Here is a 14613-nt window from a genome sequence, read left to right as displayed (position 1 = left end):
GATCCTCACCGAGTGACCTTGCCCCGAAGTTTTATCCAGGTCTGAGTTCGTTCGGGCGGTTGGATATGCCCATCAGGCGGTGGTAGCGGCGGGAGCTGGCGCGGAGCTCTCGGCATAGCGCAGCGCCAGATCCCGACGCGGATTGCAGGTGGTGGCAAACTCGGATGGTGTCTTCCATCCGAGCTGGGAGTGCGGCCGAGCGTCGTTATAGTCGGCCTGCCAACGTCGGAGCACGACGCGGGCCTGAGCGAGCGAGGTGAACAGGGTCTCGTCCAGCAATTCATCCCGCAGACGGCCGTTGATGGGGAAGACGGCCCCGCTCCGTCGGCGCCGGCGATATACTGGCGATGGACGAACCCGCTAACAGGAGCAATTCACCAATGGAAGTCGCGACAATTGGGTTGGACATTTCGAAGCACGTATTTCACATCCATGCAGTTGATGGCCAAGGCCAAGTGGCCGGTCGCCAACGTCTCCGGCGAGGCGAGATCGTGTCGTTCTTCTCCTCGCTCGCACCTTGCTTGGTTGGCATGATGCCACGCAACTGCTCACCACTGGGCGCGGGAGATTCGGCAGTTTGGACACGATGTGAGATTGATCCCGCCAGCCTATGTTAAACCCTACGTGCGAAGAGGAGCCAAGAATGACGCCGCTGACGCGGCCGCGATCTGCGAAGCGGTCGCCCCTCCCAATATGCGGTTCGTTCCCAATCAAGAGCGTCGAGAATCAGAGCTTCTTGATGCTTCATCGTGCAAGAGGCTTGGGGTCCGCCAACGAACCATGACAGCCTGCGCGATTCGGGCTCACTTTGCTGAGTTCGGAATCATTGTCGGGCAAGGCCGGCAACGGGTGGATGGTCTGGTGGACTTGTTGGATGACGAGGAACTGACGCTACCGGCCCACGCCCGCATCGCACTAGCCGTCCTTGTGAACCAACTGAAGGAATTGGACCGGCAGGTCGAGGCCATCGGGCGCGAGCTAGCTCAGATCCTGCGAGTAAATCCGATGGCGAAGTTGCTGTCCTCAATTCCCGGTATCGGTCCCATAACGGCCACGGCTCTCGCCGCGACTGTACCGGACGCAACAATGTTCTGCTCCGGGCGGGAGTTCGCGGCCTGGCTTGGCCTGACGCCTAAGCAGAATTCCACCGGCGGGAAGGATCGGCTCGGCCGGATTACGAAACAGGGCGATTCCTATCTCAGGCACTTGCTTGTCATCGGAGCACGCAATGTCGTTCGGTACCCAAAGGCACGCTCCCGGGTTGGAGGCGGCTGGATCGAAGCCCTGCTTGAACGGCGTCGGCCCATGGTCGTCGCCATCGCCGTTGCCAACAAGTTGGCCCGGATCGTCTGGGCGATGATGACGACCGGGGAATTCTATCGGCCTAAGCTCGCGACCTGAATGTCGCGCATGTTGGCCACCTTATGGTGTGAAGGCAAATGACAGCATGATGGACATCGGCGGAGCTGGGGATCGAGCAAGCCCGAAGAGCTTTAAGCGCAACAAGCGCGACCCGTTGATGAGGCCTCGATCCGCGATCTCCATCAGGGCCAGCGGCCATGGCATCGGTCGCACAAACAGGCAGTATACATGAACGCACCCGACCGGTATCCAAAGTGCTGCTGAAATCCCTTGCATCCGCGGGGCCGTCTATACATGAAGCTCTCGATGAAGGCGTTCTGCATGGGCTTCCCCGGTGCGATGTAGTGCCAGGCGATGCGGCTCTGATCGGCCCATGTCAGGATGGCATTGCTGGTGAGATCGCTGCCGTTGTCACTCACCACCACCCGGGCTTGCCGCGATCGGCAACCAGCCGATCCAGCTCCGGAGCGACCCGGGCACCCGATAGTGAGGTGTCGGCCACCAGCGCCAGGCACTCGCGGGTGCAGTCATCGACCACGGTCAGGATGCGGAAGCGCCGGCCATCGGTCATCTGATCCGACACAAAATCGAGCGACCAGCGATCATTCGCGAGCAGCGGCACCGTCATCGGCGCTCGTGTGCCGAGGGCCCGCTTGCGGCCACCTCTGCGGCGCACCGTGAGCCGTTCCTCCCGGTTCAGCCGGAACAGCTTCTTGTGATTGACCAGGTAGCCCTCTCGCTTGAGCAGGACGTGCAGGCGACGATAGCCGAAGCGGCGGCGCTCATGGGCGATCGCCCTCATGCGCTGCCGCAGTCCGGCATAATCGGCGCGGCTCGTCTGGTAATCTGACCGTCATGCGGCAACAGCCGATGGCTTTACACGCCCGCCGTTCGCTCATCCCGTGAACGCCCACGAGATGCGCGACAGCTTTCCGCTTGGCCGCGGGCGTCACCACTTCTTTCCCAGGAGATCCTTCAGGGCGGCATTGTCCAGCATGGCGTCCGCCAGCAGCCGCTTGAGCCGCGTGTTCTCGTCCTCCAGCGTCTTCAGCCGCTTGGCCTCCAAGACGTCCATTCCACCGAACTTGGCCTTCCACTTGTAAATGCTGGCGTCGCTCACGCCATGCTTGCGGCACAAATCGGCGACCGGAACACCAGCCTCGTGCTCCTTCAAAATCCCGATGATCTGCTTCTGTATTCGGTCTGCTTCTGTCAATCCCTTAAGAGCGCGTGCCGCGGGTACCTTGCTTCTGTTCGTGTCGGCAAAGCCGCCACACGATGGGATTCGGTTGAATGGTCGGTTCAAGCTCTTCGGCGTAGTCAGCCGCCTGGAGGGCGGACGCCACGACAGATCATACGAACTCGACCATCCCCACGCCCCGCGACGGGCGTCTCTTGGGATGGGCGATGGCGTCCTTACGCCACCGCCGTCCGTCGGAATTCGGTTCCATCAACCCACATTCGGTGAAGGACGACAGCCATCTTTCTGGCCAGCGCGACCTTCGCACGCTTGCTTCCTTGCCGGTGGGCAACACGCACCGCCCAAGCCTTCATCGGAGACCATCGGGTTGATGGCCTGAGAACAACGTTGGCAGCTTCGAACAGGGCTGTGCGCGTCTCTCCATCTCCGATTTTTGTGATCCGTCCCACCCGATCAATCTCGCCAGATTGGTATCGCCGGGGCGTTAACCCGAGATAGGCGCCGACGGATTGAGAATGCAGGAATCGCCTAGGATCGTCCACAGTGGAGCGGAAGGTCAACGCAGAGACCGGGCCGATCCTCGGCATTGCCATCAAGAGCCGACAAGCCGGGTCACTGCGCACGGCCTTCAGAACCATCGGCCGTACTCCCGCATCAGCGCTTCGCGTCCGGCAAGCAGCGGGTTTATGATCGCCTCCAGCAAGGCGTCATCGCCAACCAACTCACGAACTCGCGTCGCGAACAGAGTCCGCGAGACGACTCCGACTTTGAGACCGAGCGGACGCAGAAGTCCGCGGATGACTTGCTCTGCGGCAGCGATGGAGCGGATGATATGCTTGCGAGCCGCGGCCAGCGTCCGCGCCCTTTGGCTGCCGATGCTCTTGACGTGAACAGGCTTGAACCATCCCGTTCTCACCACCTGCGCGATCCCACGGGCGTCATTCCGATCGGTCTTCACCGGCATGGCCGAAAGTGCCGCCTTAACCTGGCGGGCTTCCAAACTGACGGCCGGCAGCCCCAGTTCGATTAGATTTGCGGTCAGCCATTCTGACGTCGGTCCTGCCTCAAGGCCCACCCGTTCAACTTGACCAGCCCATGGTTCGAGGTACTGCACAATCGATGGCGCGTCCGCCAAGGTGGTTCCCTCCCGGATAAGCTTTCCGGTCTCGTCCACCGCACATACCGCAACGGAATTCAGCGAAACATCGAGGCCGACGTAGATCATGACTTTTCTCCTTCGGATGGAGTTGGTCCATGATCGTCAGCCAAAACGTGCCGCGCGGCAAATAGGTCAGACGATCGGGACCGAATACCCCATCTCTTCCGTAAAGCGGCTGCGCTTCATGCTCTGGTCCTCGAGCCAGAACGAACTTCAAAACTGGATTAAGCCCGAGGGGCAAGGTCACGAGCAATTACGATGAAGACGTGCGTGCGAGCTTCTGCTCCAACCACTCAAAGATGCAGTTGTCGGACATTACGAAATTTTCGACCTCCTCCTCAAGAATGCGGATCATGCGCGGCATGACCAGTTGCAGATCAATGCCCGCCGCCATGCAATCAACTTGCAGTTTTATTGCTTCCGATACACTGACGACGCCGCGCCCACCGGCGACGACGAGAACTGGGCATCGCAACCGTCTCGCCAATTGCGAGCGACGCATCGAAACTACCTCTTCCTCCATTGCATCTGCAGCCGTCGTCATCCACGCAACAGATGCCAAAGTTCGCGTCCAACTCCACAGGCCGCCGTCGCAAACCGCCGCAGCAACGCGAGGATCAGACGCGGCGAAATGAGTAGCTAGAGTAGCCGACAATCCATCTCCGTAAACGCCAATCCGAGTTGGGTCGACGCCGGCTTGAACTGCCAGGAAGTCCAAACAACAGGACAATAAGATTTCCGATTGGCCGCGCGAGCGACTTGAGACATCTTCGTGAGAGATAGCAAGTACGGACATGCCCCGCCCAATCAGCACGGGCAAGAGCCTCCCGAGCAGCATGGCTCCGGTCTCTTGTTGGTGACTAATGCAAATTACTGCCGGGCAACATGAATCATCCCTTCTAGCGGGAAAGTAGTGGCCTAGAAATTCGGTCTTGTCGCAGCGCGCAATTTTTATGCGCTCCACCTTCTGATCTAGAAGCAATGTGAATCTCTGAATACTGGCTTCGACTCTGGCTGCCCCCTCTCCACCTTGTGCATCGTTCTCATCAGTCAACCGTCTGGCAACTTCAAAGGCTGTTAGTGCGCAAAGCCAGGCCTCGATCGCGTCGTCAAAGGCTCCCTTCTTAATATTCTGGTCAGCAACAAGACAGTGATCATCCCCGGCCTTTGTCCATCTTACGATCGCGTTTTTTCGGCCTATCGACCCGTGAATGTTCTTGACACTCAGATTGTCCAGAAACACCGCGGCGTCTCGCCGTGTGGACGCAAGGTCGCCTCTTCCGTGAGGCGCAGCATGGAACTCCATCCGATTTGCCCCCCAATGCAGATCCTCACCCGCCGCTCGGGATCCGTCAGACAATCTGCTGGTGTGGAGGTCGGCCACTAAGACTCTATCGCGAATGGGCTCTCAATTTGAGGCTTAACTCCATCTCAAGCATAAAGATTAGCGGGCCTCAAAAGCCTAAGTTCGTCGTTGTGGCCCCTCATGCCCACGAAAATCTTCTTCTGATCCTACTTAAGCGACGTTTTTCTGCGGACGCGCTCGACATTAGCCTATATGCGCGAGAAGTGATCTCAGGATCGAAATGATCACTCTGGTACTATCGATCCATCGAATAACAATCGATAGCCAGCGCCTTTAGGCCGGCGTTCAAGCCGGGCAGGAGAACTCACAAAGGCTCCTCTCACGACCATTCAGGTTTGCTCATCGACGATCACACGCTCGTGTATCTGGCTTAGCGGTGCCGAATATCTATCGGGAGATTGATTCCGGGCGCGCTGTATGGAGGCTCCATGGCATGTTCACGGCCTCATAGAACTCGTCGACGTAGTCGGTGAGGTGAGGCGTAATCATGAGTTAGTTGAATTCGGCACAAACAATTCGCTCGCGTTCGAGAGAATGGTAACAAGCTTGGCCTAGCCAAGTACGGCCGATTTCCACTGACCCGTGAAGCGGCTCACCATGCACGTCGCCCAATCGGATTACGACGTTGATGCCGGCTGGAAATCTCGTAACGCAGATTGCCTTCTGAATCTGATTTGCTTCATCGAAGTTAAGACTTTTGATATGAAAGCCTTCGCATTCTTCGGACCGCGAGCAGAATTTCCACTACATTAGCTCTCCGATTAGAGGAAATGAGCGTCAGTCCGAGCTATGCTTTCTGTCAACGAACGTTATAGACTCTCTTGGAGTTCTCAACTTCGAACGGGACTGGCGCCTGCTATGCTCGATTCTCCCATCCGTTTGATTTCGGCTTCCGACCATCTCGGAAATGGTCGGAGCACCAGCAGATGGTGACATGCGCTGGTTTCCAGCGCCTGAGATGCCCAGTGTCGGAGCCGTTCGGCGCTTGGGCAAGAACATCCTGATCAAGCAGCGTCAACTGGTAAGTCCATGTTCATTTCTGTTGAGACCGGCCCCGGAATTTTGGTGGGGCTCAGGATTCGGTCAACTGGCGGCTAGCAACTTTCCGCCGACTTGGAACTGTATGAAACCGGAGCAACGAATGTCGGAATCTAAAGGACCGGGCGTACGCGAGATTGCCAAGGTCACCTGCGTCGGCGGCGGCGTGATCGGAGCCGGTTGGGCCGCGCACTTCATGCGAGCTGGGCTTGATGTCGTGGTGTATGACCAGGCGGCCGAGCGCGAGAGCTATCTCCGAGAAAGCCTTGCGAAGGCAATGCCAGCCCTCACCGAACTCGGAATGGCGGCTGGCGCGACACCCTCGCGCGTGTTCTTCACCACCGACCTTGAAGAAGCACTTAAGGGTACCGATTTTATCCAGGAAAGTGGGCCGGAAAATATCGATACCAAGATTTCCCTGCTTTCGGAAATTGATGCGCATGCGCCGCCTGATGTTGTCATCGCCTCGAGTTCTTCTGGCTTTCTCTCCTCTAAGTTGAGAAGTGGAGCGAAGCATCCCGAACGCATTCTCGTCGGCCATCCCTTTAATCCGCCTTTTCTTATTCCACTTGTTGAGATCGCCGGAGGCGCCGCCGCCCGAGAGGCAGCGGACAATGCTGCGGCATTCTACCGGTGGACGGGTTGCGAGGTGGTCGAGCTAGACCGCGAGATCGAAGGCTACATCGGCAACCGTATTCAGTACGCCGTTCTCAGGGAGGTTCTCTATCTCATGTCGGAAGGTGTGGCCGATCTGGAATCGATCGACAAGGCGATCGCTGCAGGCCCAGCTATCCGTTGGGCAGTTATGGGTCTGTCCTCGGCACTATTCCTCGGTAAGAGCGACCCTTCTCTGTGGGGTAAATTCGTGGAAAGTCTGGGTCGGGAGATGGACAGCGGCTATATAGCTCCGAGCAGTTTCCAGCCTGATCGGGCTCTGATGCAGATCTATGCCGAAAAGGTCGCCAACGGAATCGGGGCAAATGGACAAGGAGGGCTGATGGCGTTGCGCAATGCCGGCGTGGTGGGTATCCGCTCCGCATTGGAGCGAGTCAGGACAGGCCTGGCGAGGGTAAACAGTGACCTGGATTGATACCTGGGAAGGTGTAGTCGAGAAGGATTGGTTGGACAAGCTTGATCACGTCAATTTCCTGACTTACCAGCGCATCGCCGACCTTGCCAGTCTCGAGATCTGGCGCCGGGCGAAGGGTGTCGGATCCGAGTCGGAAATTCAGTTCGTTATGACCGAGACGTATGTTCGCTATATTCGCGAACTGCGCCTGGGCGACCTGGTTAAAATCCGTACCTCGCTGATTGCCTGGGACGCGAAGCGGTTCAATCTCCTTCATCGCCTCGAAAGCGCCGGCAATCTCGTCTGCACGGTCGAGACGATGAACCTATGCTTTGATCCAGCGAGCCGCAGAGTGACATCGTTCACTGACACTATCAGCGGCAATTTTGCGTCTTGGGGAAACCCACCGGATGACGCTCAGCCGCTGCTGTCAATAAGCCGAAGGCCCTCGCGGAGCTGATCCAACGTACTTATCCATCTTGCGAGTGCGTCCTCCAAGAACGGCCGCGGCGGACGCCCTCGCCCCAGTACAGCAGGGCGATTGGTGTGATATCTGAGTATGCAGCGACAAGCCGCGCGGCGCAGGTGATGGCATGAGTCTGAATTCTATCGCGTCAACCGGCGGACACGTCATTTTCCTTCTCCCCATAAGTTGTCGCGATGCCGTCGGCCACCAGCCATGACCATGATGAAGATCAGGACAGAGTGTATCTGCCGTCAAGCAGCTTTTAGTCGTCAGACAAGGCGTTCCTCAAAGCTACTAGGTCAGGCCCTTATCCAGGAGACGCTTGAGGCGGAGATGACGGATGCTGGGAGAAGGGGAGACGCAGCGAGGGACGGCTTCGCTATTGCTCCGGCTCGCTGATCACCGGGTCAGCAAGATCAAGCCTAAGGTGCCGCATGACCGGCAGGCGCGTGTCGACCGAATTGTGAGGAACTGAAGGCCGGCGGTCGGCAGAGGCGTCGAGTTCGTCGTCTCTCGATCGCCGAAGTCCCTTTGCGACGGCAGCGCCGGTACGTGCACTTCTTGCGTAATGCGCTTGAGTATGTGCCGCCCGACGTCGACGCCGACCGCCTGCTCGAGCTCGGCTGCATGTACTACCGGCGGGTTCTCGTCGAGGTGCGGCGCGATCTGGCGGCCAGGCGCAGAAAATGGACGGCATCTATGCCAAGTTCACCGGCTTGGACGAGGAGAAGTCGAGGAGACCTTGACCTTTCCGTTTGGCCGCTGCCGCGCTGCAAGCACATGAAGTCGACCACGTGCTGCAGGAGGCGTTACGTCAATTGGCCTGACGATGCTTAGGCGCGTCAGAGGGGATGGGCCACCGCTCTGCGCCGCCATCGCCCGCCAGCGGTGGGCTTTGGGTAAGCGAGCGACAGCGCGTCCAAGGGCATGGCTTGGCCGAGCCCCTGATCGGTTTTTGCTGAAGCTGACGCACAGAACTCCCGCCGCGTCCGCCTCCTAGATTTACCTGGTCCGCGCCGAAGACTTGGTGGAAAGCTGCGAAATATTTCGAGAATAGCCGCGATTCCGCTCATTCGGGATTGATCGAGCCGCAAACTTTCCTTTTATCGATCTAATGTGTGCTGGTTTCGAATGCGGAGATGAAGGCGAACCTCCTGCGAAGATCGAGTAGGCACGGTAGAGGCTAGCGGCTGCCAAACTCGGGCTCGCGGCATTAATAAGCGTGGATGACCGCGCTGTCTGTACGAAAGTGCAAACCTGATTCCCAAACACCACGAGCGCCAAGAGAGAAGCGAATGACCAAGTCTGATTCCAAGCACCACGAACAACAGTCTCTTGCCTATGGATCGTCGCTTGAGGGGCGAGTAGCCCTTGTGACTGGAGCGGCCGGAGGGCTTGGGCAAGCCATCGTGGCCGAATTGCGTGATCGCGGGGCGAACGTGTACGGTGTGGACGTCGTTGGTAAAGATGTCTTCCACGCGGATCTCTCCACGGCGAGCGGGAATCGAGACATGGTCGCCCATGTAGTTGCGACCGCTGGGCGTCTCGACATTCTGGTACTGAATGCTGGTTGCCAGTTCGTCGCACCGCTAGATCAGTTCCCGGACGCCGAATGGGAGCGTCTTCGTGCTGTGATGCTGGACGGACCATTCGCCGCACTGAAGGCGGCTTGGCCAGCCTTGATCAAATCCCGCGGTGGCCGTGTTGTGGTGACGGCATCTAGTGCGAGCCTTGGGGGTGCGTCCAAAAAGGCGGCATACACCGCGGCAAAGCATGGAGTTCTCGGTCTGGTTCGCGTTGCGGCGCTGGAGGGGGCGGCGCATGGTCTTACCGTCAACGCGATCGCGCCGGGCTGGATGGATACCGGCATGATGCGTGGTCAGCTAGAGGCTCAGGCGGCAAGTCGAGGCATTAGCGTGGACGAAGTCATCGCCCTCTTCCGCGCGTCGCAACCAGGCAATCGCTTCGTCGAAGTTCGTGAGGTCGCGGCAACCATTGGCTTTCTTGTGAGCCCTGCGGCTTCCGGAGTTAGCGGCGTGTGCCTTCCAATCGATCTTGGCGCAAATGCTGGTGCCCGGTGATCAATAACCAGCACATTACGGACTTTAGTGGCCTCAGCAGCCAAGCGAAGTGCTTCAAAACGTCCTTGCCCGTTTTCCGCTGCTCAGTTCGGACATCTTGGCTCGATATGAACGGGCATATGAATGTCAGGCCGTATTTCGAGGTATTTACTGAGGCCGGCGATCTCGCCTGCCGCGACTTGGGCTTGGGCAATTCCTATCTCGATCGAGGCCATACGATATTTGCAGGCGATTTCCACATCACCTACGTCCGCGAAATTCTTGCCGGTGGCACCCTGACAATCACCACGCGCATTCTCGAGCTCGACACTAAGCGCTTCGTTATGCACCATGAAATGTTCGACGATCGAGACGGCGCGCTCGCGGCGACGGCAGAGCAGTTGCTGCTCAATGTTGGCGTGGCGAGCCGGAAAGTTGAGCCTTTCCGCCCCGAGGTCTTAGAGCGGCTCCGGGAAGCACAGCGCGGTCAAAGTGGGAGCCCACCACGGAACGTCGGCCGTGCAGCGTCGCTCATCGCAGGCGCGCCGGCTCGATGAGGTGGCTACTGCCTTCTTTTCCACACTTCGATGAAACACCATGTCTTCAACACCATCCGGGTCGATCCCACGGTAATAAGGTAACTAGGTAGGAGCTCTAGATGTCTCGAAAAGTCATCGTCACGTGCGCAATCACCGGCGGCAATTCTGCCGTTCTTGCGAAGCATCCAAACATTCCCAAGACGCCGTCACAAATAGTAGAGGCAGCACTGGATGCTGCGAAAGCGGGGGCTGCGGTCGTTCACATTCACGTCCGCGAACCAGATACCGGCGCCCCTTCGAACCGATTTGAGCTCTATGAACAAGTCGTAAAGAAACTTCGGGACGCGGCCACCGATGTAATCATCAACCTGACGTGCGGCATGGACGGGACCATAGCAATTGATTCCGTTGACCCAATCAAGATTGGAAAAGCTAGCACCCTTAAAGATTCCAAGGCACGCTGTCTTCACGCAATCAAACTGCAGCCCGAACTTGCCACCTTGGATTGCGGTACGATAGTATTCGGAGAGCAGATTTTTGTTGCGCGCATGTCGGATCTGCGGGAGATGGCGACACTTATGCGAGAAGCAGGCGTCAAGCCCGAACTCGAATGCTTCGATCTAGGCCACATCGAAACTGCGAAGAAGCTCGTGTTGGAAGGCACCATCGATGGTCCTGCCCTCTTTCAATTCTGTCTTAGCACGGGGAATGGGGCTCCGGCTAGTCCGACCGTTCTGCAGGCGATGCGCGAGCTTTTGCCTTCTGGGGCCATTTGGGGTGGATTTGGGTGTGGCTCCGACGAAATGCCCGTGGTCGCACAGATAGTGCCAATGGGCGGGCATGTACGGGTAGGATTGGAAGATAACATTTATCTTCGACGAGGTGTGCTTGCATCCAACGCTGGCCTTGTTGAGAACGCCGTCGGAATTATTGAGCGCATGGGAGCTAGTGTGGCGACACCGGCAGAGGCCCGATCAATTCTTGGCGTTTCAAAACGCGGATAACGGCACTTGGGTCCAGCGTGGAAGTACGCCATGCTGGACTCCGGGCCTTCGAGACCTAACTTGGGAGTCTCGCGGGACAGGCAGATCAGCGAAATATCGGATTTGACGCACGATGAAGTGGCTATTGAAACGCTGCTTTGTGGAGCGCTAATGCACGTGCCTAAGCTGGCCGGACCGGTGTTTAACCTCGAACCGCAATCCACGTCAAGTTGGTTGGATAAGCTGACGATCCGATTAATATAGACAAATCGGAGCCGCCGCGAGTGCCTCCTACACGTTGAACAGATGCTGCTCTCGCGAACAGGCGGATGAGTGGTAGGAGCCGCCGGAGGTGCCGATCTGCATTCTCCGATCGCCTGGCACGGGGGTTGAACAGAGAGGCTCAATCCCAAGCGTCCGCCGGCAGCGCTCTGCCGGTGTCTCGGATTTATTAGACGCTCCGAGTTTGCCGACCTACAATATCACTACCTACCTCTCCAAACCGGATCGCGCTTTTCGGCGAATGCTCGGCGTCCCTCGAGAGTGTCCTCTGAGCCGTAAAGCCTATCTACGGTCTCGATCTGGCGGCGCGTCACCCGGTTCATTGCGTCCTGGAAACTCCGCGCCTCGGCCACGCGCACTGTCTCCTTGATCGCGGAGAAAACCAGTGGCGGGCCACTGGCGAGCAGCCGCGCAATCTCCCAGACTCGTTCTTCGAGCTTCTCCTTGGGCAGCACTTCGTTGACCAGACCCCAGCGATGCGCTTCCGACACATCCATCCACCGCCCGGTGAGCAGAAGATCCATTGCAACGTGATAGGGAATGCGCTTCGGCAGCTTGATCGTTGCCGCGTCGGCCAGTGTCCCGGCGCGGATCTCTGGCAGCGCGAACGAGGAATGATCGGAGGCGTAGATCAGATCGCAAGAGAGCGCCAACTCGAAGCCACCGCCAACGGCCATACCGTTGACGCAGGCGATCACCGGCTTGTTGAGGTCGCGCAGTTCCTGTAGCCCGCCGAAGCCACCCACTCCATAGTCGCTGTGGAGGGCATCTCCGCTGGCGGCCGCTTTGAGATCCCAGCCGGCGCAGAAGAACTTGTCGCCGGCCGTCTTCACGATTGCGATGCGCAGGTCAGTATCGTCTCGAAAGGCCTTGAAGGTCTCCCCCATCAGCCGCGACGTTTTCACATCGATGGCATTGGCCTTCGGCCGATCAAGCGTAACCTCAAGGATAGCGCCTTCGCGACGGGTGGTGATGACGTCAGCCATTCTTTTTTTCTCCAAATACGAGCAGCGCGTCGGCAATCCAGGCCCCTTCGCCTTCGCTGCACACGATCAGCGGGTTGATGTCGAGTTCTTCAATCTCGCCGGCATTCTGCTGCACAAAGGTGGCGATCCCTGAAATGGCATCGATGGCCGATGCAACATCGGCCTTGCGCCGGCCGCGATAGCCTTCCAGCAGCGGATAACGTTTCAGCCCGCGCAGTGCCGTCTCGATATCGTCACGCGTTGCCGGCAACAGCAGGGTCACGCTATCGCGCAACAGCTCAACCAGCACGCCACCAGTGCCCAGCGTCATGACCGCGCCGAACATGGGATCGCGCGTGAAGCCGACGATCAGTTCGGCGACGCCGTCACGCACCATGTGTTCGACGTAGAGGCCGGCCCCGAGCCCGAGCAAATCATTCGCGGCGGCGCTGACGGAATCGGCGTCACCGAGGCTCAGCCGCACCGCACCGACTTCCGATTTGTGGGCCACACCCAACGCCTTCAGCGCCACTTGGAAGCCGAGCGCCGTGGACGAGATCACCGCCTCGATCGCATTGCCGGCGCGCTCGCCCTTTGGTACTGGCAGGCCGGCTTTGATCAGTCTCCTCTTGGCTTCGGCTTCGTCAGGCGTCACACGTTCGCCGCGGAACGCACCAGCCGCCACCGTGGCAATTGGGGGCGCTTGCGGCGCGCGCCATGCCGAGCCGATGAACGCCGCCGCATCGGCGGCCTCCATAGCTTCCGCAATACCGAATAGAGGAGTGATGCCCTTCGTTATGAGGTCGGCGGCGTACTCTTCAGGCATATTCTCTGGTAACGAGGAGACGATCGCGCCTTTCGCATTGGTGGCCTTCAGCGCCGCTTGGAAGGCTTGCCGCGGCAGCGATCGACCGCTATCAGTGCAGCGGTCGGGACGCGGGAAGTCGAGCACGAGCAGATTGAGATCGAAGCCAACCGACACCATCGCGGTGAACGTTTCAGTCATCGCTGGCACGTTGTTCCAGATGAACGTATGGTAGTCGAGCGGGTTGGCCACCGCCACCAATGGGCCGAGCGTCGATTTGACATGGGCGCGCTGCTGGTCAGTGAGGCGGGGGAAATGCACCAAGTGCCCGTCCGCGCTGTCGGCCATCACTGAAGCTTCGCCGCCCGAGCAGCTCATCGACGAGAGGCGGTAACCCAGTAGCGGACCGGTCACGTGTAAGAGCTTCAGCGTCTCGACGAATGTAGGAATCGATTCGACTCGAGCGACGCCGAGCCTCTTGAGGAAGGTGGCGGATGCGGCGTCCGAGCCAGCAAGCGAAGCGGTATGCGATACAGTCGCCTCCCGCGCCTGCTCGGAACGGCCGACCTTCATCGCGATGATCGGCTTTTTCAGCTCCCTCGCCCGTGCAGCCAGGCTTTCGAAGCTGGCTACGGAATCGAACGCCTCGATGTGCAGGCCGAGCGCAGTGACCCGCTCATTCTCGATCAAGCCAATCGCCATTTCGGAAAGGCCTGTCTGCGCCTGATTGCCCGCGGTCATTACGAAGGCGATTGGCAGGCCGCGCTTCTGCATAGTGATGTTGATGGCGATGCTGGACGACTGCGTGATGATGGCGACCCCGCGGCCGCTCTGGGGAAGCCTAGTGCCACCATGTTGGTCCGGCCACAAAAGCGCGCCATCGGCGAAGTTGATCAGACCGTAGGAGTTCGGACCAATGATCGGCATCTCGCCGGCCGCCGCGACAAGTTCGCCCTGTAGCCGTTCGCCACTATCGTCGTAGCCTTCCGTTTCGAGGAAACCGGAAGCATAGCAGACAGCGGCGCCGGCGCCGCGTTCGGACAAAGCCTTGACCACCTCTATAGTGAGGTGGCGGTTGACGCCAACCCAAGCGGCGTCAGGCGCATCGGGCAGGTCGGCCACGAACCGGTAGGCCTTGCGGCCGGCAACCTCGTCCTTAGTGGGATGTACCGGCCAGATCTCACCGGCAAAGCCCATCTTGATCGATTGCGCGACGACAGTTGCCTCCTGTCGGCCTCCAAAAACGGCGATCGTTTTCGGGCGCAGAACTCGTTCGAGTCTATGCATTGAATCAGGCTCCAAGCGGAGCGCAACACCG

Annotated in this window: 9 protein-coding genes and 4 pseudogenes; 7 read left to right on the top strand and 6 right to left on the bottom strand. The window is 58.9% G+C overall.

Going from position 1 to position 14613, the window contains the following annotated elements; all coding sequences use genetic code 11:
* Window positions 1–31 precede the first annotated feature (31 nt).
* Window positions 32–300, bottom strand: a pseudogene (locus ACVIIV_RS15415) (integrase core domain-containing protein); the annotation flags it as partial.
* Window positions 301–594: 294 nt separating this feature from the next.
* On the opposite strand from ACVIIV_RS15415, the gene ACVIIV_RS15410 reads away from it, so the two are divergent.
* Window positions 595–1401: an IS110 family RNA-guided transposase gene (locus ACVIIV_RS15410; RefSeq protein ID WP_456744938.1), complete on the top strand. Its 807-nt coding sequence runs from the start codon at window positions 595–597 to the stop codon at window positions 1399–1401.
* Between the two features lie 257 nt (window positions 1402–1658).
* Here the strand turns inward: ACVIIV_RS15410 and ACVIIV_RS15405 are convergent.
* The 3 genes and pseudogenes from ACVIIV_RS15405 to ACVIIV_RS15395 form a co-directional block, all read right to left on the bottom strand.
* Window positions 1659–2578: pseudogene (locus tag ACVIIV_RS15405) on the bottom strand (IS3 family transposase); the annotation flags it as partial.
* Window positions 2579–2778: 200 nt separating this feature from the next.
* Window positions 2779–3788 (bottom strand): annotated as a pseudogene (locus ACVIIV_RS15400) (IS110 family RNA-guided transposase).
* A 187-nt stretch (window positions 3789–3975) separates the two neighbouring features.
* Window positions 3976–4965 carry an alpha/beta hydrolase family protein gene (locus tag ACVIIV_RS15395; RefSeq protein WP_456744937.1) on the bottom strand — a complete coding sequence of 330 codons (990 nt, stop codon included), beginning with the start codon at window positions 4963–4965 and terminating at the stop codon, window positions 3976–3978.
* A 1108-nt stretch (window positions 4966–6073) separates the two neighbouring features.
* On the opposite strand from ACVIIV_RS15395, the gene ACVIIV_RS15390 reads away from it, so the two are divergent.
* The 6 genes and pseudogenes from ACVIIV_RS15390 to ACVIIV_RS15365 all read left to right on the top strand — a co-directional run bounded on the left by ACVIIV_RS15390 (window position 6074) and on the right by ACVIIV_RS15365 (window position 11264).
* Window positions 6074–7216 (top strand): 3-hydroxyacyl-CoA dehydrogenase NAD-binding domain-containing protein, encoded by a 1143-nt coding sequence (locus tag ACVIIV_RS15390; RefSeq protein ID WP_456744936.1) that lies wholly within the window; start codon window positions 6074–6076, stop codon window positions 7214–7216.
* Window positions 7203–7655 carry an acyl-CoA thioesterase gene (locus ACVIIV_RS15385; protein ID WP_456744935.1) on the top strand — a complete coding sequence of 151 codons (453 nt, stop codon included), beginning with the start codon at window positions 7203–7205 and terminating at the stop codon, window positions 7653–7655. Before ACVIIV_RS15390 ends, ACVIIV_RS15385 begins: the two co-directional genes overlap by 14 nt.
* A gap of 546 nt (window positions 7656–8201) precedes the next feature.
* Window positions 8202–8352 (top strand): annotated as a pseudogene (locus ACVIIV_RS15380) (IS256 family transposase); the annotation flags it as partial.
* A 604-nt stretch (window positions 8353–8956) separates the two neighbouring features.
* On the top strand, window positions 8957–9742 hold the full coding sequence (locus ACVIIV_RS15375) for an SDR family oxidoreductase (RefSeq protein ID WP_456744934.1): 786 nt from the start codon (window positions 8957–8959) through the stop codon (window positions 9740–9742).
* A complete protein-coding gene (locus ACVIIV_RS15370) occupies window positions 9700–10278 on the top strand; it encodes a thioesterase family protein (RefSeq protein WP_456744933.1) in 579 nt (192 codons plus the stop codon). The genes ACVIIV_RS15375 and ACVIIV_RS15370 overlap by 43 nt, the downstream gene beginning before the upstream one ends.
* A 101-nt stretch (window positions 10279–10379) precedes the next feature.
* Window positions 10380–11264: a 3-keto-5-aminohexanoate cleavage protein gene (locus ACVIIV_RS15365; protein ID WP_456744932.1), complete on the top strand. Its 885-nt coding sequence runs from the start codon at window positions 10380–10382 to the stop codon at window positions 11262–11264.
* A 464-nt stretch (window positions 11265–11728) separates the two neighbouring features.
* Here the strand turns inward: ACVIIV_RS15365 and ACVIIV_RS15360 are convergent, their stop codons facing one another.
* On the bottom strand, window positions 11729–12511 hold the full coding sequence (locus ACVIIV_RS15360; RefSeq protein WP_456744931.1) for a carnitinyl-CoA dehydratase: 783 nt from the start codon (window positions 12509–12511) through the stop codon (window positions 11729–11731).
* Window positions 12504–14582, bottom strand: a complete 2079-nt coding sequence (locus tag ACVIIV_RS15355) for an acetate--CoA ligase family protein (RefSeq protein WP_456744930.1) — start codon at window positions 14580–14582, stop codon at window positions 12504–12506. Before ACVIIV_RS15355 ends, ACVIIV_RS15360 begins: the two co-directional genes overlap by 8 nt.
* Window positions 14583–14613 lie beyond the last annotated feature (31 nt).

Source organism: Bradyrhizobium sp. USDA 4354 (assembly GCF_054060315.1).
The sequence above is the reverse complement of the archived record's forward strand: the minus strand, read 5'-3'. Positions and strand labels throughout refer to the sequence as shown.